Source organism: Streptomyces antimicrobicus, assembly GCF_020532625.1.
In the GTDB taxonomy this organism is placed as follows: domain Bacteria; phylum Actinomycetota; class Actinomycetes; order Streptomycetales; family Streptomycetaceae; genus Streptomyces; species Streptomyces antimicrobicus.
The window spans coordinates 14888-31935 of sequence record NZ_JAJAUY010000035.1 but is presented as its reverse complement, the minus strand read 5'-3'; the positions used below and the strand labels follow the sequence as shown (position 1 = coordinate 31935).

The window sequence follows — 17048 nt, the reverse complement described above, 5'->3', positions numbered from 1 at the left end:
AGCATGAGCACCGCCCCCACCGGCACCACGAACCCCCGCCGCACCGCGGGCACCCGCACCACGGCCTCCCGCACCACGGGCACCCGGCAGCACACCGTCGTCGACAGCCCCTACGGCCCGCTCACCCTGGTCGCCACCGACTCGGTCCTGTCCGGCCTGTACATGACCGGGCAGCGGCACCGGCCGCCGGAGGAGTCCTTCGGCGAGCGGGTGGGTCCCGAGGAGGAGCCGTTCCCCGAAGTCGCGCGGCAGCTGGCGGCCTACTTCGCGGGCGAGCTGACCACGTTCGACCTGCCGCTGCGCCTGGAGGGCACCGACTTCCAGCGCAGCGTGTGGGCCCAGCTGGTCCGCATCCCGTACGGCGAGACCTGGTCCTACGGCAGGCTCGCGACCGAGCTGGGCAAGCCGGGCGCCTCGCGCGCGGTGGGCCTGGCCAACGGCAAGAACCCGATCGGAATCATCGTCCCCTGCCACCGGGTGATCGGGGCCTCGGGCGCCATGACGGGCTACGGCGGCGGCCTGGACCGCAAGGAGCGTCTGCTGGCCTTCGAGTCGGGCGGGCGCACGGCGGGGCCGCAGGCCCTCTTCTAGGGCCTTTGCGCTGGTCGCAAGGGGTGCGGCGGCGGCCGAGCGGAGAACGGGGGCCGGGCCTAGGATGGGGGCGGACGTCTCATCGGAGCAGCCCATGACCCCGCGTCGTCACCCGCGGTCGGCGAGTGCCGACGATCTCCTGACCACCTTGGGGCGGCTCACGGCCCAGGCCCGCGAGGGCGCGGAGTTCCACCGCGCCCGGGTGGAGCTGGCCGAGGCCCTCCAGCGGGAGATGCTGCCCGCCTCGCTGCCCGCCCTGCCGGGGCTGCGGATCGCCGCCCGCTACCAGCCCGCCCGGCGCGGGCTGGACATCGGGGGCGACTGGTACGACGGCTTCCGGCTGCCGCAGGGCGCACTCGCGTTCTCCATAGGCGACGTCCAGGGCCACGACGTGGAGGCGGCGGCGTTCATGGGCCAGGTCCGGATCGCGCTGCGGGCCGTGGCGACGGCCGTGGACGACCCCGGCGAGGTGCTGAGCCGGGTCAACGACCTGCTCCTGTCCGTCAACCGGGGGCTCTTCGCCACCTGCAGCTTCTTCCTGTTCGATCCGGACAGCTGGGAGCTGCAGAGCGCCCGGGCCGGCCATGTGCCGGCGGTGTGGGCCACCGTGGACGGCGACCACGGCATCGCCGAGGACCAGGGCGCCCTGCCCCTGGGCATGCTGCCGGGGGCCGGCTATCCGGTGACCCGGCACCGGCTGACCCGGGCCGGGGCCTGGGTGCTGGTGACCGACGGCATCCTGGAGGGGCCCGGCTTCCCGCTGGAGGCGGGGCTGGCCGCGGTGTCCCGGGTGGTGCGGGAGGGGGCGGGCGCCGACCCCGAGGACCTGGCCGCCGAGGTGATGAAGGTGGCCGACTCCACCGGTCACCTCGACGACGCGGCCGTCCTGGTACTGCGGCACGACGCGGCGGCACCGGGGCCGGTGCCGCTGCCGGAGGGCCGGCCCGGGGAGGGCCGGGCAGGGCACACCGGGTAGGGCCGGGCGGGCTCCGGAGCGGGCCGGGCGGGGCGCCGCGCGCGTGTCACGCTCCGTCTGCGGCAGGGGCCGTTGTCTCATACGGTGGTGCGCATCGAGCGATGGCGGGGACCCGCCACCACCGTGGGGTGGATCCTGCTCGTCACGGCCGCCTACTACGCGGGCGGCCGGATCGGCCTGCTCCGGCGCATCGTGGTCGACGGCGCGCACGTCACCCCGCTGTGGCTGCCCACGGGCATCGCACTGGCCGCCCTGCTGCGGCTGGGGCCGCGGATCTGGCCCGGGATCGTGCTCGGCACGTACCTCGTGATCACCTCGATCAGCCCGTTCGACCACACCTCGGTCGCCATCCTGATCGGGAACACCCTCGCGCCGTTGTGCGCCTGGGCACTGCTGCGCCGGGCGGGGTTCCGTACCGAGCTGGACCGGCTGCGCGACGGGCTGGCGCTGGTCTTCCTGGGCGGGCTGCTGCCGATGCTGATCAGCTCCACGACCGGCACGGTGGTGCTGCTCGCCACCGGCAGCGTGCCGGAGAGCGGGGCCTGGACGGTGTGGTCGGCGTGGTGGGCCGGTGACGCGATGGGGGTGCTGGTGCTCACGCCGGTGCTGCTGTGCGTGCGCCGGCCCGAGCTGCCCGTCGAGCTCCTGCGGGCGCTGGAGGCGGCGGTGATGCTGGCCGCGACGGCGCTGGTCACGCTGGCGGCCGTGCACAGCGATCTTTCCCTGCTGTTCCTGGTGTTCCCGGTGATCATCTGGGCGGCGGTACGGTTCCAGCTGCCCGGCGCCGCGCCCTGTGTGCTGATCGTCTCGGTGGTGGCGATCGGGGCGGCCACCGAACGCGACGGCCCGTTCGCCGGTCACACCTGGTTCGAGGTGATGGTCAACCTCCAGGCCCTCAACGGCGCCGCCGCCCTGACGGGCCTGCTGCTGTCGGCCCTGGTCACCGAGCAGAACAACATCCGGCTGAAGGTGGAGGAGGCCTGCGAGGAGCTGGAGGAGGTCATCGCCCAGCTCCGCTCGGGCCGGCCGCGGTGACGGCGGGTCAGCGTCGGCGCCCGAGGTGGGTGTCGAGCAGGGCCCCCACGAGCTCGACCTCGCCGGGACCGGAGAGCAGCCGCTTGGGCAGGACCGCCATGCAGCTCTTCCAGCCGACCCGGCCCGTCACCACGTACGCCCGTTCGGTCTCGTGGAAGCGGGTCAGGCTGCGCCAGGGCGCCCGCAGGATCTCCTCGTCGCCGTGCGAGACGGTGATGCCGGTGCCGTCGATCACGCACCGCTTGGGGCCCCTGGCCCGGTCGACGCGGAACATCCGGCCGGCGACGAGCCGGGGCGTCAGGAGCCCGAACACGAGGTAGGCGAGGGCGGCGGCGAGCCCGGGGAGGTGCACCGAGCCGCCGTCGGCGGTGAGCCGCACGTTCAGCAGCGCGATCAGGACCGCGGCCACGACGACGAGCAGCCGCAGGCGCCGCAGGGTGCCCCAGGCGCGCACCGCCTCGTCGAACTCGTCCCGTGTCAGGGTCCCGGTGAAGCCCACGGTCGTACGTCGTATGTCGTCCACGGGTGCGGAGCCTATCGCCGCCCGCTCTGCCGCCGGACCGTCAGATCACGTCCAGCGGCACGAGCAGGGCGAAGGCCGCGCCCTGCTCGACGGCGTGGGCGTAGTACGACGGGTGCTGGACGGGGGCCGTCAGCAGGACCAGCTTCCGCTGCGCGTCGGCCGCCGCGCGCCAGTCCTCCGGGGCGCCCAGGTAGCCCTGGTACCAGCCCTCGCAGGCGCCGGGACCGGTGACGAACAGGGCGTCGTCCTCCTGGCGGTAGACGGCGTTCCAGCCGGGGGCGGTGCTCGCCCAGCCCTCGTAGTCGGTGAAGTGGACCCAACCGCCGTCCCGTATCGCGGTGTCGAACAGCCAGACCGGCACCCCTTCGGGGGTGACCTCGTCGCCGACCAGCTGCTCGGTGGTGAAGTGCACCATCGGCAGGGCGTCCGGGCCCTCGTCGCTGGTGCTGGGCCAGGCGTACATCTCCAGGGTGTGCATGGTCATGCGGGGCGTCGTCCGTTCTCCAGTTCGGCGGTGCCTTCGCCCGACTCCAGGACGCGGTAGGCCTCTTGGACCCGCAGGCCCAGCGGTCCGGGCAGGTGCGCGGCGAGTTCGGCGGGTTCGACGAGCTTCCAGGACAGCAGTTCCGCCTCCTGGAGCGTGACGGCCGCCAGCTGCTCCTCGTCGAGCACCCCGCCGTCGTAGACGTACGCGACCAGGGGCGGGCGTCCGGTGCCGAGCACCCAGTCCACGGCGAGGAGCCGGCCCAGCGGAACGTCGAGGCCGATCTCCTCGGCGCTCTCCCGGCGGGCGGCCGTACGCGGCGACTCGCCCTGGTCCGACTCGATGGTCCCGCCGGGCAGCGCCCAGCCCTCGCGGTAGTTGGGCTCGACCAGCAGCACGCGCCCGGCGGCGTCACGGAAGAGGGCGGCCGCTCCCGCGAGCACCCGTGGCAGGCCTGCGATGTAGCGGGCGTAGTCAGTGGAGGAGGTCACAGCCGCAACCCTACCCAGCCCCGGGGGTGCTCCGCGATCATGCCCCGGGGCCCGGGCCCGCGTCGGGGCCGAAGGGCTCCTCGCGGTCGCGGGCCCGGGCCCCGGCGGCTCGGTGGAGCCTGGGGTGGCGTACGGGGGCCCGCTCGGTGACGGCGTCGCCGACCATCGCCTTGACGGCGTCGCGCAGCCCGTGCAGGGCGGGGTGGCGGGCCGTCCCGGCGCCCGGGTCCTCGCGCAGCTCCTTCAGCAGCGCCCAGCACAGCAGGAGCATCACGACGGCGAACGGCAGGGCGACGAGGATCGTCGCGGTCTGCAAGGACTTCAGCCCGCCCGCGACCAGCAGGACGGCGGCCACGGCGGCCATCAGCACGCCCCACGTGACCACCAGCCAGGTCGGCGGGTGCAGCGAGCCGCGGCTGGTCAGCGAGCCCATGACGAGGGAGGCGGAATCGGCGCTGGTGACGAAGTACGTCATGACCAGGGCCATGGCCACGTACGAGGTGAGGGTGCCCAGCGGGAGCGCGTCGAGCATCGCGAACAGCGAGGCCTCCGCGCCGTCCTCGACGGCGGCGGCCAGGTCGGCGGCGCCGGTGGAGTCCAGGCGGATCGCGGTGCCGCCCATCACGCAGAACCAGACGACGGTCGCGCCGGACGGCACCAGCAGGACGCCGATCAGGAACTCGCGGATGGTGCGGCCGCGGGAGATCCGGGCGATGAAGGTGCCGACGAACGGGGCCCAGGACAGCCACCACGCCCAGTAGAAGACGGTCCAGGCGCCCAGCCACGCGCTGTCGGTGAAGGCACCGGTGCGGGTGGCCATGGGCAGCAGTTCCTCCAGGTAGCCGCCGACGCCGGCCGGGATCGCGTCGAGGATGTAGACGGTGGGGCCGAGCAGGAAGACGAACAGCATCAGGGCGGCGGCGAGCACGATGTTGAGCGTGCTGAGCCATTTGACGCCCTTGTGCAGGCCGGAGAAGGCCGAGAGCACGAAGGCCGCGGACAGCGAACCGATGATGATCAGTTCCAGGCCGGTGGAGTCCTCGACCCCGGCGGTCAGGTTCAGGCCCTCGGCGACCTGGAGCGCGCCCAGGCCCAGGCTGGTCGCGGTGCCGAAGACGGTGGCGAAGACGGCGAGCAGGTCGATGGCCCTGCCGGGCCAGGCCCCGGCCCGGCGCAGGCCGATGAGCGGGACGAAGGCGGCGGACAGGCGGTTGCCGCGGCGCTTGCGGAAGGTGGCGTAGGCCAGGGCCAGGCCGGCGATGCCGTAGATCGCCCAGGGGGTGAGGGTCCAGTGGAAGAAGGAGTACTCCATCGCCGCGAGGGCGGCCCCGCCGGTGCGGGGCGCGGCGCCGCTGGCCGGGGGCGGCGCCAGGTAGTGGGTGAGGGGCTCCCCCACCCCGTAGAACATCAGGCCGATGCCCATGCCGGCGCTGAACATCATGGCGATCCACGCGAGGTTGCTGAACTCCGGCTCGGAGTCGTCGGCGCCGAGCCGGATCCGGCCGAAGCGGCTGATCGCCAGGACCACGCACAGGACGAGGAAGGCGTCGGCGGCGATCACGAAGAGCCAGGCGAAATTGCTCAGGACCCACCCCAGGGCGCTGCCCGACGCCGCGTCGAAGGAGTCCTCGCCGAGCGCCGCCCAGCCGACCACCGCCAGGACGGCGAGCACCCCGACGGTGACGACGGCGCGGTCGGGCGACCCCTCGGGGCCGTCCGCGGCGCCCGGGGTGCCGGCGCGCTCGCCCTGGAGGGCCGGGGGCGGTGAATCCATGCTCATGCGGCCCCACTATGGGGGTGCAAATCATCCTTTATGGTCATGGCACGCCGGGTGTGGCCCAGGCCACCCATGGGCATAGGAGGATCCTCCGGATAGGCTCGGGGTGGCGCGACTGCACTGTTCGAAAGCAAGGGATAGCAAGGTGACGGACGGAGCAGTATCTGAGGCCGCGCGCGTGCTCATCGCCGCGGACAAGTTCAAGGGCTCGCTCACGGCCGTACAGGTCGCCGAGCGGGTGACGGCGGGTCTTCGCACGGCCGTACCGGGCGTGGAGGTCGAGACCCTCCCCGTCGCGGACGGCGGCGACGGCACGGTCGCGGCCGCGGTGGCGGCCGGGTTCGAACGCCGGGAGGTACGGGTCACCGGACCGCTCGGCGAGCCGGTGACGGCTGCCTTCGCCCTGCGCGACGGCACCGCGGTGGTCGAGATGGCGGAGGCCTCGGGCCTGCAGCTGCTCCCGGCGGGTGTCTTCGCCCCGCTGACGGCGACCACGTACGGCTCCGGCGAGGTCCTCAAGGCCGCGCTGGACGCGGGCGCGCGGACGATCGTCTTCGGCGTGGGCGGCAGCGCCACCACCGACGGCGGCGCCGGCATGCTGGCCGCGCTGGGCGCGGTGTTCCTGGACGCGGCGGGCGAGCCGGTCGGCCCGGGCGGCGGCGCCCTGGCGGAGCTGGCGTCGGCCGACCTGTCCGGGGTGGACCCGCGGTTCGCCGAGGTGGACTTCGTACTGGCCAGCGACGTGGACAACCCGCTGACCGGCCCGAAGGGCTGCGCGGCGGTCTACGGGCCGCAGAAGGGCGCCTCGCCCCAGGACGTGGCGGCACTCGACGCGGCCCTGGCGCACTACGCCCGGGTCCTGGAGAAGGCGATCGGCCCGAAGGCCGCGGAGCTGGCGGCCTCGCCGGGCGCCGGCGGCGCGGGCGGCATCGGCTACGGCGCGCTGCTGCTGGGCGCGAGCTTCCGGCCCGGTATCGAGCTGATGCTGGAGGTCCTGGGCTTCGCCCCGGCCCTGGAGCGGGCCACGCTGGTGATCACCGGCGAGGGCTCGCTGGACGAGCAGACCCTGCACGGCAAGGCCCCGGCGGGCGTGGCCGCGGCGGCGCGGGCGGCGGGCAAGGAGGTCGTCGCGGTCTGCGGCCGCCTCCTGCTGGAGCAGCAGACCCTCCAGGCGGCCGGCATCCGCCGGGCCTACCCGCTGACGGAGCTGGAGCCGGACCCGGCGAAGTGCATCGCGAACGCCGGTCCCCTGCTGGAGCGGGTGGCGGCGAACATCGCGGCCGACGTCCTGTGACGCCGGTCCCGCCGGGCCGTGTCGACGGACCCGGCGGGCGGCGGCCGGGTCGGGGGATCAGAAGTCGGCGCGTGCCTTGACGTCGGCGCGGCCGACGGACTCCAGGCCGTAGCGCAGGCAGTAGGCGCGGCGGATGTACTCGATGTCGGTGTCACGGCGGTGGGCCTCGGTCACGGGGTACAGCACGGTGAGCTCGTACGAGCGCTCACGGTTGATGTCGCCCTCCTTGTCGCGCCACTGACCGCGGGCCTCCTGCAGGGTCAGACCGGCGGGGAAGCGGGGGGTGATCACCTCCGCGACGAACCGCAGGAACTCCTCCTCGGGGATGGGCGGCTGGCCGCCGTGGCGGCCGGTGCCGAAGTACAGGTGCGTGGAGACGTACGCGCTGCCGTGCCGGTCGGCGGTGTCCTCCTGGGTGGCGACCTGCCGGGTCGCCGGGGCGGCGTCCGGGCCGGCGAGGGTGGCGTCGGCGACGGGTCTGCCGAAGGCCAGCAGGAAGGCGGCCAGTGCGAGGAAGGCGGCCGCCGGCGTGCTGATCTTGATCTGGGGCATGGGGTCCTCTTCTGTCGGGTCGGGGTGCCGGCCCGGACGTCGGGTCCGGGCCGGGGATCGGGGAAGGGGCGAGCCTCGGGGAAGGGGCGAGCGGACGGGCCGCGGGACCGCGTGGGCCGTCGGGGACGGCACGTGTCAGCGCGGATGGCTCCGGCCGCCGCCCGGCTCCGGTCCCTCGTCCGGCCGGTCCGGGGCGGCCGGTCCGGGCAGCGACGCCAGCAGGTGCACGGCCGCGTCCCGTACGGGGACCGGCGCGTGCGGGTCGCGGAGCAGGGCCGCGGCCGTACCGGCGAGGGCCTCGGTGGTCCGGGCCGAGCCGATGCCGGCCGCGCGCGGGGCGACGTCGGCGATCAGCGCCTCCGTCTCGCGCCAATCCCCGGCCCGCGCCAGCGCGGCGAGGAGCTCGGCGGTGAACAGGTGCCGGTACGAGGGCCCCCGCGCGGTGGCCGCCTCGTGCAGCAGCGGTACGGCGCGGTCCCACAGGCTCAGCCGGGACATCACCCAGCCCTGGTGGCCGGTGAGTTCGGTGCGGTCGATCCACCAGGCCCAGGGCGGGTCGTGGCGGGAGAGCCCGTCCAGGAACCGGCTGCCCGCGCGGGAGATCAGCTCCAGGGCCGCGTCCCGGCCGCCGAGCTGGGCGGCCGCGTGCGCCTGGCGGACCAGGACCAGGCTGTCGACGCGGGCGGGCAGCGGGCGCGGCCCGGCCACCCGGGCGGCGGTGCGGAAGGCGGCCCGGGGCCGCCCGGTGCGCGACTGGAGCATGCTGTGGTTGAGCAGCACCAGCCGGGCCGTCCAGCGGTCGCCGCACCGCTCGGCCAGGGTCAGCGCCCGGGCGTTCATGCGGTGCGCGGCGGCGTAGTGGCCGGCGTCGAAGAGGATCCAGCCGATGACCTCGCACAGCTCGGCGAGGGCGGCCAGGTGGTCGGACACCGCGGTGCCGCGGCCCGGAGCGGGCGGGGCCGGCGCGGCGACGGGGTCGGCGGCCCGGCCGGGGACGCGCCGCAGCGCCCGCCGCACCAGCGGCACGGCCGCCCGTGCGCCCTGCGCGGCGTCGACCTCCAGCAGCCGCCGCGTGGTCCGCAGCACCGCGCTCGCGTCTGGCGCCGCAGCGGGGTCCGCAGCGGGGTCCGCAGCGGGGTCCGCAGCACAGTCGGCACCGACGTCCGTACGCGGGTCGGTGCCGCCGCCGTGCGTACCGCCGCCGTGCGTACCGCCGCCGTCCGTCTTGGCGTCCGTACCGTTCACCGGCCCGCCTCGCGGAGGGTCGGGGCGGGGTCCGGTTCCGGGTCCCGTTGCGGAGTTCGGCGCCGGGTGCGCTCCAGGGCGGTGAACGCCGCGGCCACGGCGGTCAGCCAGGCCACCTCCTGGCGGAAGTCCTCGTGCGGCGGGCGCGCGGGGAGACCGGAGGAGGCGCCCCCGGCACCGGCACGGACATCGGCATCGGCATCGGCCGGGTGGTCGGCGTCGGCGTCGGCGTCGGTGCGTTCGTCCCCGTCCGGATCACGGTCGAGGGCGGCGCGGACCTGGAGGGCCTCGCCGAGCGGTGTGGTCGGGTCCTCGGGCAGGCCGAGGGAGCGGGCCACGCGGACGAAGTCCTCCAGGGACAGGCAGCTGCGCAGCATCAGCTGGCCGTCGCGGATCTCGATGACGCGCCGGTACAGCCGGTAGTGCGGGTCCCGCGGCGGCAGCAGCTCGCGCGGCCAGGACCGGGGCGGGTCCAGCGCGATGTCCGGGGTCGCCCGGTGCAGCGCCCGCCACAGCGGGCGCAGCCGCAGGCAGGCCCGGTAGCTGTGGAGCCAGCCGCGGGCACGGGTGATGCGGATGCCCCAGGCGGGGATGGTCCAGCCGGTGACCTGGAGCAGCGCGCCGACGCTGCCGCAGGTCCACTGCACCGGGTCGAGGCCGGCGCCGTCGAAGCCCAGCCGGGTACCGGCGATCTGGATGCCCCGGGTGACGCAGTAGACGAGGATCAGGCTCGCGCCGACGGTGACGGTGCGCATGCCGACGGCCAGCCACTGGCGGTTGGCCACGCGGGTGAAACGCAGCGACAGCCGGACCGTCTCGAACTGCCCCACCGCGCAGATCAGCAGGTAGAAGGACATGTAGAGGGCGTAGTGGCCGTCCTGGATGCTGAGCAGGATGGTCGAGGTCGCGGTCTCGGCCTTGGACACCGGGCCGACGACGAACGAGGCCGCGACGAGCACGGCGAGGGCTGCGGTGAAGAACGTGACGCGCCGGACGGCCATCCGGCGGGCCTCGGCCGGCGGGGCGGACCAGTAGACGAGGACCACCTGCTGGGCGGCGGTCAGCACGACGACGGCGACCTGGGTGATCAGGGAGGTGATGTTGGGCAGCCCGAAGAAGGCGGAGATGTGCAGCCGCAGCAGGTCCAGGTCGACCAGGAAGCTGATCCCGGAGCACAGGAAGTACGTGCACAGCGCCCACAGGGCGACGTCCCCGCGGCGGCGCAGCGCCTCGGGTAACCGGTAGGCGAACGCGGCGAGGCCGACGAACGTGCACACCCAGGCCAGGACGGCGTAGACCACGCTCACTCGTGCTCCGGTCTGCCGAGGCCGTACTCGATGCGCGCGACGATGTCGGCGGCCTCGGCGGGGACGCCCCAGGCCGGTTCGGTCCACCGCTTCGCGGCGCGGGCGAGGATCAGCGAGGCGAGCGTCTCGGCCTCCTGCTCCTCCTCGTCGCTGTAGCGGGAGCGCAGCAGCACGCTGCGGGCGGCCGCCGGGTCGAGGTCGGCGAACGACCCGCCGGGCGCGGCGTCGTCCAGCCGGACCGAGCCGCGGTGCTGGAAGGCGATGTGGGCGAGTTCGTGGGCGATGATGTGTTCCTTGTGGGACGCGGTGGCCGACTTCTCGAACACCACGAGGTCGCATTCGTCCATGTCGAGCCAGAGGCCGAACAGGTGACGGTCGGGGATGGCGGCCGGGATCAGGTGGATCGGGCGCTCGCGCCGCTCACTGAGGTAGCGGTGCAGGTCTTCGATCCCGCAGCCGTGCTCCATGCCCCACTCCGCGAGCAGGGCCTGACAGGTGCGGTGCACCTCCTTCAGGCGGCGCCTGCGCCGCCTGGCCTCCGACATCGGTGTCCCAGAGCCGGGTAACTTCATGCTCAGTCCTCCGGCGGCCCCCGACGACCGCCCCGACACGCCTACGTCTCACGGCTCTTGACCCCGGTGACCCCGGAGCCGGCCACGTGACCATCATCCCCTGCGGCGCCGCCGGAGTGGAGGAGCATCTGAGCCGACCACCGCACGGGTGGGCGGGGCCGTGGCACGTGCCCCTGACAGGAGCCTGGTCCGCCCGGCGTACGGTCGGTCCCGCGGTGACGGGCGGTGACGTGCGGGTCCGGGTGCGGCATGCCCTCGATTCGATCACCGCACCCCCGCGGGGAGCTAGGGCGAAATCCGGCCGGAGTGGCGCCGGGGGTGGTACGCGGCCCGGCGCCGGCCCGCGTCAGGACGTGCCGAGGACCGCCGCGACGGCCTGTGCCAGGCGGGGCACCTGGTGCCCGGCGATGCCCGCGATGTTGATCCGTCCGGCGGTGGTGCCGTAGACGGCGTGGTCGTGGCGCAGCCGGAGCATCTGGCCGGCGGACAGGGGCAGCATGGAGAACATGCCCTTCTGCCGGGCCAGCGCGCGGGCGGCACCGCCGTGGCCCAGGGCGTCCAGATGCGCGCACAGGTCCGCGCGGTTGGCCGCGATCCGGCCACGCATCGTCTCCAGTTCGGCCCGCCAGGACCGGCTCAGGTCCGCGTCCTGGAGGACGGTGGTCACCAGGGCGGCGCCGTGCTCGGGCGGCATGGAGTACAGGGTGCGGGCGGCGTTCTGCAGGGCCGTCTCGGCGTGGCGGACCGCGGCGCGGGCGGCGCCGAGGACGATCACGCAGCCCGTACGGTCGCTGTAGAGGCCGAAGTTCTTGGAGCAGCTGACGGCGATCAGCACCTCGGGCAGGCGTTCGGCGAGCAGCCGGGTGGCCCACAGGTCGGCCTCCAGTCCGTCGCCGAGCCCGTGGTAGGCGAGGTCCACGAACGGCACCCAGCCGGCGGCGGCCGCCATCGCGGCCAGCTCCTGCCACTGGGCGGGCAGGGGGTCGACGCCGGTGGGGTTGTGGGCGCAGCCCTGGAGCAGGACCACGTCACCGGCGCCCGCGGCGCGCAGGTCCTCCAGCATCGCGGCGGTGTCGAAGCCGTGTTCGGCGTCGCGGCGGCCGTAGGTGCGCACCGTGAGGCCGGCGGCCTCCAGGATCGGCCGGTGGTTGACGTAGGCCGGGTCGCTGATCCAGACCGTGGTGCCGGGGCGGGTGCGGCAGATCAGGTCGGCCAGCAGCCGCAGGGCGCCGGTGCCGGCGACGGTCTGCACGGCGGCGGCCCGCTCGACGGGGCCCTGCGGGCCCAGGACCAGCTCCAGCATGGCCCGGTTGAAGGCGGTGTTGCCCGACAGGCCGCGGTACTCCTTGGAGTCGGAGCGGTGCGCGAGGCGTATCTCGGCCTCCCGGACGGCGGACATGACCGGCGTGCGGCCGGTGTCGTCACGGTAGACGCCGAGGACCAGGTTGAGCCGTTCGGGCCGCTCGTCGGCGCCGTACGCCTCGGTCAGGTCCCACAGCGGGTCGGTGGGGGGCGGCGGGAGCAGCTCAAGCATCTGCGGGAACCTTCGGTCGGGGGCGGCGGTCGGGGCGGGTGTCGGGGCGGCGGCCGGAACGGTCGGGGCGGTCGGCGCGGTCCGGGCGGCCGGGGCGGTCGGGTCGGCGGTCGGCGCGGCCGGGGCGGTCCGGGCGGCCGGGGCGGCGGTTGGCGAGGACGACGCCGGCGGTGATGAGGGGGACGCCGACCGCCACCGCGAGGGTGGGCGTCTCGTGGAGCAGGGGCACGGCGAGCAGGACCACGGCGACGGGCGAGAGGCTGCCGAAGGTGGCGCTGCGCTCGGGGCCGAGGCGGCGGATGGCGAAGGCGTAGAGCAGACCGGCGCACAGGCCGACCCCCAGGCCCTGTACCACCAGGAACAGCGCGAGGTCGCCGCCGGTGGCCCCGGCCAGGCCGGTCGGGAGCACCCCGGTGAGGACCAGCAGCGCGACCACGGCGAACGACGGCAGGCACAGCAGGCCGATCGAGCCGACGGGGTCGAGGTCGATCTCCCGCAGGCCCACCGTGTACAGCGCCCACAGGCCGCTGGCCACCAGGAGCGTGCCGGCGCCGGCGAGCACGCCGGTGTCGACCGGGACGACGTAGCGCCAGACCAGCGCGACGACGCCGACGGCGATGAGGGCGAGTCCGGCCGCCTGGGTGCCGCGCGGGGCGCGGTGGCCGCGGGCGGTCATGAGCGCGGCGACGAACAGCGGGACCATCCCGGGGACGATCGAACCGACGAACGCCGCCGAGGTCAGGGCGCCGCCGTGCATCGCGGCGAGGAAGAACGGCACGCCTGCGCCGCAGACGATCTTCAGGGCGGGCCCGGGGCGGACGGCGGCCAGCCGGCGGCGGCGCCGCCACAGGGCGGGCAGCAGGACGAGGACGGGGACGCCGAAGCGGAGCAGGGCGGCGTCGGCGGGGAGCAGGGAGGAGGCGCTCAGCGCGCGGGCGCTGAGCGCGAAGGCGGCCCAGATGGTCACGGTGACCACCAGGGCGAGCATGCCCTGGGCGTGCGGGGAGGGCAGCAGGCGGCGCAGGCCGGCGGCGCGCGCCGGGAGGGCCCGGGGAGGCGCTTCCGCCTGCGGGGTGTTCGTCGCGACCAAGGAGGTGGTCCCGCCTTCCGACCGTCGTGTCCGTGTGTGCGCGTGGGGCGCGGGTGCGCGTGGGGCGCGGATGCGCGTGGGCGCGGGGCTGCGCGTAGGCGCAGAAGTCGACGAGCGGGACGCGCCGCGACGATGCGGACCCGCCCGTGGTGCCGTCGCGGCAACGGTAGGGCTTCGGCCGGGGCAGCCGATTGCTAGTTCTGCCTCTCGGACATACGTTTGGGGCAGGATCTGCCAAAGATCTGCCGAGGAGGGCCCATGGACGCAGTGGATCTGCAGATCATCCGGGAGTTGCAGGCCGACGGACGGCTGTCGAACCAGGACCTCGCCGACCGGGTGCGGCTGTCCCCCTCCCCCTGTCTGCGCCGGGTGCGCAGGCTGGAGGAGGCGGGCCTGATCCGCGGCTACACGGCGGTGGTCGACCAGGTCGCCTACGGGCTGCCGATCACGGTGTTCGTACGGATCCGCCTGGAGCGGCACACCGCGGAGGCGGTCCGGCTCTTCGAGGAGCACGTCTCGGTCATCGAGCACATCCAGGACTGCTACCTGATGGCGGGCAGCAGCGACTACCTGCTGCGGGTGGTGATCGAGGACCTCGCAGCGTACGAGGCCCTGGTCCGCCACCGGATCCACGCCATCCCGGGCATCGCCTCGATCGAATCGAGCTTCGCGTACGGCAGCGTCAAACAGTCCCGAACCTACCCACGCCCGACGCCGGGGCGGGGGTAGGGGCCCCGCCCCGGCGTCGGGGGGCGGGTCGGGGCCGGGGCCCGGGGACGGGCCGGGGGCCGGGGGCGGGCCGGGGCCGGGGACGGGCCGAGGCCCGGAGACGGGCCGGGGCCAGGGAACGGCCCGGGGCCAGGGAACGGCCCGGGGCCAGGGAACGGGCCGGGCCAGGGAACGGCCCGGGGCCAGGGAACGGCCCGGGAACGGACCGAGGTCCGGGAACGAACCAAGACCCGGGAACGGACCGAGGCCCGGGGACGGATCGAGGGCGGGCCCAGGGCCCCGCAAAACCGAGGCATGCAGCGAGGCCCGGGAGACCGGGATCGCAGGGGCCCGAGGTCGGAACGCCGGGGGGCCAGGAGCCCCGGAGCCCCGGAGCCCCGGAGCCCAGGGCCGGGGCAGCGGGCAGCAGGCAGCAGGCAGACGGAAGCCACAGCCAGGCCCGGGCCCTGGAAACCGCCGCCGCAGGCAAGCGTGGTCCCCGGCCCAGCCCCCGGCCCCGGCCCAGGCCCCCGCCCAGCCCAGACCCCGGCCCAGACCCCAGCCCAGACCCCGGCCCCGGCCCTAGCCCCGGCCCCCGCCCCGGCAACAAGGCGGGGCGAGGTTCAGTGCCAGTCGTCCCAGGGGGTGTCCTCGGGGGCGTCGAGGTCGAAGGGGGGTTCCTCGTCCTCGGGCGGGGCCTCCTCCGTGCGCTGTGCCGGCACGCCGGCGGGCGCGGGCGCGGAGGCCGGGGCGGCGGCGGGGCCGGCCGGGGCGGGGTGCTGGCCGGGGTCGGCCGGGCCGAACTCGGCCAGGGCCTTCAGGACGCCCTCGCCGTACTTGGCGAGCTTGCCCTCGCCGACCCCGCTGATCGTGCCCAGCTCCGCCAGGGTGCCGGGCCGGCGTACCGCGACCTCCCGGAGCGTGGCGTCGTGGAAGACGACGTACGCCGGCACGCCCTGCTCCTTCGCCGTCGCCGCCCGCCAGGCGCGCAGCGCCTCGAACAGCGGCAGCGCCTCGGCGGGCAGGTCCACCGGGACCCGCGCGCCCTTGCCGGACCGCCCCCCGGCGCGCTTGCCGGAGCCGGCCGCGGCCACCGGAGCCGCCTCCTTGCGCATCGGGACGCTCCGCCGGCCGCCGAGGACCTCGCCGCTGGCCTCGGTCAGCACCAGCGTGCCGTAGTCGCCCTCGACCGCCAGCAGCCCCAGGGCCAGCAGCTGCCGGACCACGCCGCGCCACTCGGCGGTGCTCAGGTCCGCCCCGACCCCGAACACCGACAGGGCGTCGTGGTCGAACTGGATGACCTTGGCCGTCTTCTTGCCCTGCAGGATGTCGATGATCTGGCCCGCGCCGAACTTCTGCCGCCGCTCGCGGGCCAGCCGCCACACCGTGGACAGCAGCTTCTGGGCGGCGACCGTGCCGTCCCAGGACTCGGCCGGGGCCAGACAGGTGTCGCAGTTGCCGCACGGCTCGCCGGCCTGCCCGAAGTACGCCAGCAGCCGCACCCGGCGGCAGTCGACCGTCTCGCACAGGGCGAGCATCGCGTCCAGGTGCTGGGAGAGCGAGCGGCGGTAGGCCTCGTCGCCCTCGGAGCCCTCGATCATCTTGCGCTGCTGCACCACGTCCTGGAGGCCGTACGCCAGCCAGGCCGTGGCCGGTTCGCCGTCGCGCCCGGCGCGGCCGGTCTCCTGGTAGTAGCCCTCGACCGACTTGGGCAGGTCGAGGTGGGCGACGAAGCGGACGTCCGGCTTGTCGATGCCCATGCCGAAGGCGATGGTGGCCACCACCACGACCCCGTCCTCGCGCAGGAACCGCGCCTGGTTGGCGGCGCGCGACGCGGCGTCCATGCCCGCGTGGTACGGCACGGCGTCGATGCCCTGCTCCACCAGGAAGGCGGCCGTCTTCTCCACGGAGGACCGGGACAGGCAGTAGACGACACCGGCGTCGCCGTCGTGCTCGGTGCGGATCAGCTCCAGCAGCTGCTTGAGCGCGTTGTTCTTGGGGACGATCCGGTACTGGATGTTGGGCCGGTCGAAGCTGGCGACGAAGTGCCGGGCGTCCTGGAGCCCCAGCCGGGCCGCGATCTCGCCGTGGGTGGCCTCGGTGGCGGTGGCGGTCAGGGCGATCCGCGGCACGTCGGGCCAGCGCTCGTGCAGCATCGACAGGGCCAGGTAGTCCGGCCGGAAGTCGTGGCCCCACTGGGACACGCAGTGCGCCTCGTCGATGGCGAACAGCGAGACCGTGCCCCGGTCGAGCAGCCGCTGCGTGCCCTCGGTACGCAGCCGCTCGGGGGCCAGGTAGAGCAGGTCCAGGGCCCCGTCGAGGAAGGCCTGCTCGACGGCCTGGCGCTGGTAGGGGTCCTGGGTGGAGTTCAGGAAGCCGGCCCGCACCCCGAGCGCGGTGAGCGCGTCCACCTGGTCCTGCATCAGCGCGATCAGCGGCGAGACCACCACGCCCGTGCCGTCCCGGACGAGCGCCGGGATCTGGTAGCACAACGACTTGCCGCCACCGGTCGGCATGAGGACCAGCGCGTCCCCGCCGCGCACGACGTGCTCGATGATCTGCTGCTGCTCGCCGCGGAAGGAGTCGTAGCCGAAGACTCTGCGGAGCACCCGCACGGCGTCGCTGCCGGAGGCCTCGGCGGAGGCCTGGGCGGAGGCCTCGGCGGGGGCGTGAGGTGCGAGAGGTGCGTCCGAGAGAGTCATTCCTGAAGCCTAGCGACCCCCGCCGACACCAGGAGCCCACACCACTCCCCCCTGTGGAAAACCCGCCCCGCCCGCCACCGGCACCTGGCCCCGGGCGTTCACAGCTGCGCGCCCCGCCGCCGCCAGGCCAGGCCCGGCCCGGCCCGGTCAGGTCGGCCAGGCCGGTT

Annotated in this window: 16 protein-coding genes; 5 read left to right on the top strand and 11 right to left on the bottom strand. The window is 74.9% G+C overall.

The features are described 5' to 3' along the window. Positions 1–3: 3 nt before the first annotated feature. From LG632_RS12095 to LG632_RS12085, 3 genes are all read left to right on the top strand, one after another. Positions 4–591, top strand: coding sequence for a methylated-DNA--[protein]-cysteine S-methyltransferase (locus LG632_RS12095; protein WP_226727002.1), 588 nt, complete (start codon positions 4–6; stop codon positions 589–591). Positions 592–685: 94 nt separating this feature from the next. Next, a complete protein-coding gene (locus LG632_RS12090; protein ID WP_226727001.1) occupies positions 686–1567 on the top strand; it encodes a PP2C family protein-serine/threonine phosphatase in 882 nt (293 codons plus the stop codon). Positions 1568–1654: 87 nt separating this feature from the next. Next, on the top strand, positions 1655–2602 hold the full coding sequence (locus tag LG632_RS12085; protein WP_226727000.1) for an MASE1 domain-containing protein: 948 nt from the start codon (positions 1655–1657) through the stop codon (positions 2600–2602). Between the two features lie 7 nt (positions 2603–2609). Here LG632_RS12085 and LG632_RS12080 read toward each other — a convergent pair whose 3' ends face one another. From LG632_RS12080 to LG632_RS12065, 4 genes are read right to left on the bottom strand one after another with little or no spacing between them, the layout of a single operon-like run. Continuing rightward, positions 2610–3125, bottom strand: a complete 516-nt coding sequence (locus LG632_RS12080; RefSeq protein ID WP_226726999.1) for a hypothetical protein — start codon at positions 3123–3125, stop codon at positions 2610–2612. 40 nt (positions 3126–3165) lie between these two features. After that, on the bottom strand, positions 3166–3609 hold the full coding sequence (locus tag LG632_RS12075) for a hypothetical protein (RefSeq protein ID WP_226726998.1): 444 nt from the start codon (positions 3607–3609) through the stop codon (positions 3166–3168). After that, positions 3606–4100 carry an NUDIX domain-containing protein gene (locus LG632_RS12070; protein WP_226726997.1) on the bottom strand — a complete coding sequence of 165 codons (495 nt, stop codon included), beginning with the start codon at positions 4098–4100 and terminating at the stop codon, positions 3606–3608. Before LG632_RS12070 ends, LG632_RS12075 begins: the two co-directional genes overlap by 4 nt. Before the next feature lie 37 nt (positions 4101–4137). After that, positions 4138–5880 (bottom strand): BCCT family transporter, encoded by a 1743-nt coding sequence (locus tag LG632_RS12065; RefSeq protein WP_374203461.1) that lies wholly within the window; start codon positions 5878–5880, stop codon positions 4138–4140. A 142-nt stretch (positions 5881–6022) separates the two neighbouring features. On the opposite strand from LG632_RS12065, the gene LG632_RS12060 reads away from it, so the two are divergent. After that, on the top strand, positions 6023–7171 hold the full coding sequence (locus LG632_RS12060) for a glycerate kinase (protein WP_226726996.1): 1149 nt from the start codon (positions 6023–6025) through the stop codon (positions 7169–7171). A gap of 57 nt (positions 7172–7228) precedes the next feature. Here the strand turns inward: LG632_RS12060 and LG632_RS12055 are convergent, their stop codons facing one another. The 6 genes from LG632_RS12055 to LG632_RS12030 form a co-directional block, all read right to left on the bottom strand. After that, positions 7229–7723, bottom strand: coding sequence for a DUF3574 domain-containing protein (locus LG632_RS12055; RefSeq protein ID WP_226726995.1), 495 nt, complete (start codon positions 7721–7723; stop codon positions 7229–7231). A gap of 135 nt (positions 7724–7858) precedes the next feature. Beyond that, on the bottom strand, positions 7859–8968 hold the full coding sequence (locus LG632_RS12050) for an NsdA family TPR-like regulatory protein (RefSeq protein ID WP_226727018.1): 1110 nt from the start codon (positions 8966–8968) through the stop codon (positions 7859–7861). Further along, a complete protein-coding gene (locus LG632_RS12045; protein ID WP_226726994.1) occupies positions 8965–10275 on the bottom strand; it encodes an MAB_1171c family putative transporter in 1311 nt (436 codons plus the stop codon). The genes LG632_RS12050 and LG632_RS12045 overlap by 4 nt, the downstream gene beginning before the upstream one ends. Further along, on the bottom strand, positions 10272–10781 hold the full coding sequence (locus tag LG632_RS12040; protein ID WP_226726993.1) for a M48 family metalloprotease: 510 nt from the start codon (positions 10779–10781) through the stop codon (positions 10272–10274). Before LG632_RS12040 ends, LG632_RS12045 begins: the two co-directional genes overlap by 4 nt. 412 nt (positions 10782–11193) lie before the next feature. Then, a complete protein-coding gene (locus LG632_RS12035; protein ID WP_226726992.1) occupies positions 11194–12381 on the bottom strand; it encodes an amino acid aminotransferase in 1188 nt (395 codons plus the stop codon). Beyond that, on the bottom strand, positions 12374–13471 hold the full coding sequence (locus LG632_RS12030; RefSeq protein WP_226726991.1) for a DMT family transporter: 1098 nt from the start codon (positions 13469–13471) through the stop codon (positions 12374–12376). Before LG632_RS12030 ends, LG632_RS12035 begins: the two co-directional genes overlap by 8 nt. A gap of 258 nt (positions 13472–13729) precedes the next feature. Between LG632_RS12030 and LG632_RS12025 the strand changes: the two genes are divergently transcribed. Continuing rightward, entirely contained in the window at positions 13730–14200 is a 471-nt protein-coding gene (locus tag LG632_RS12025; protein ID WP_226726990.1) for an Lrp/AsnC family transcriptional regulator, read from the top strand. Positions 14201–14802: 602 nt separating this feature from the next. Here LG632_RS12025 and recQ read toward each other — a convergent pair. Further along, on the bottom strand, positions 14803–16881 hold the full coding sequence (recQ, locus tag LG632_RS12020; RefSeq protein WP_226726989.1) for a DNA helicase RecQ: 2079 nt from the start codon (positions 16879–16881) through the stop codon (positions 14803–14805). Between the last annotated feature and the right edge of the window lie 167 nt (positions 16882–17048).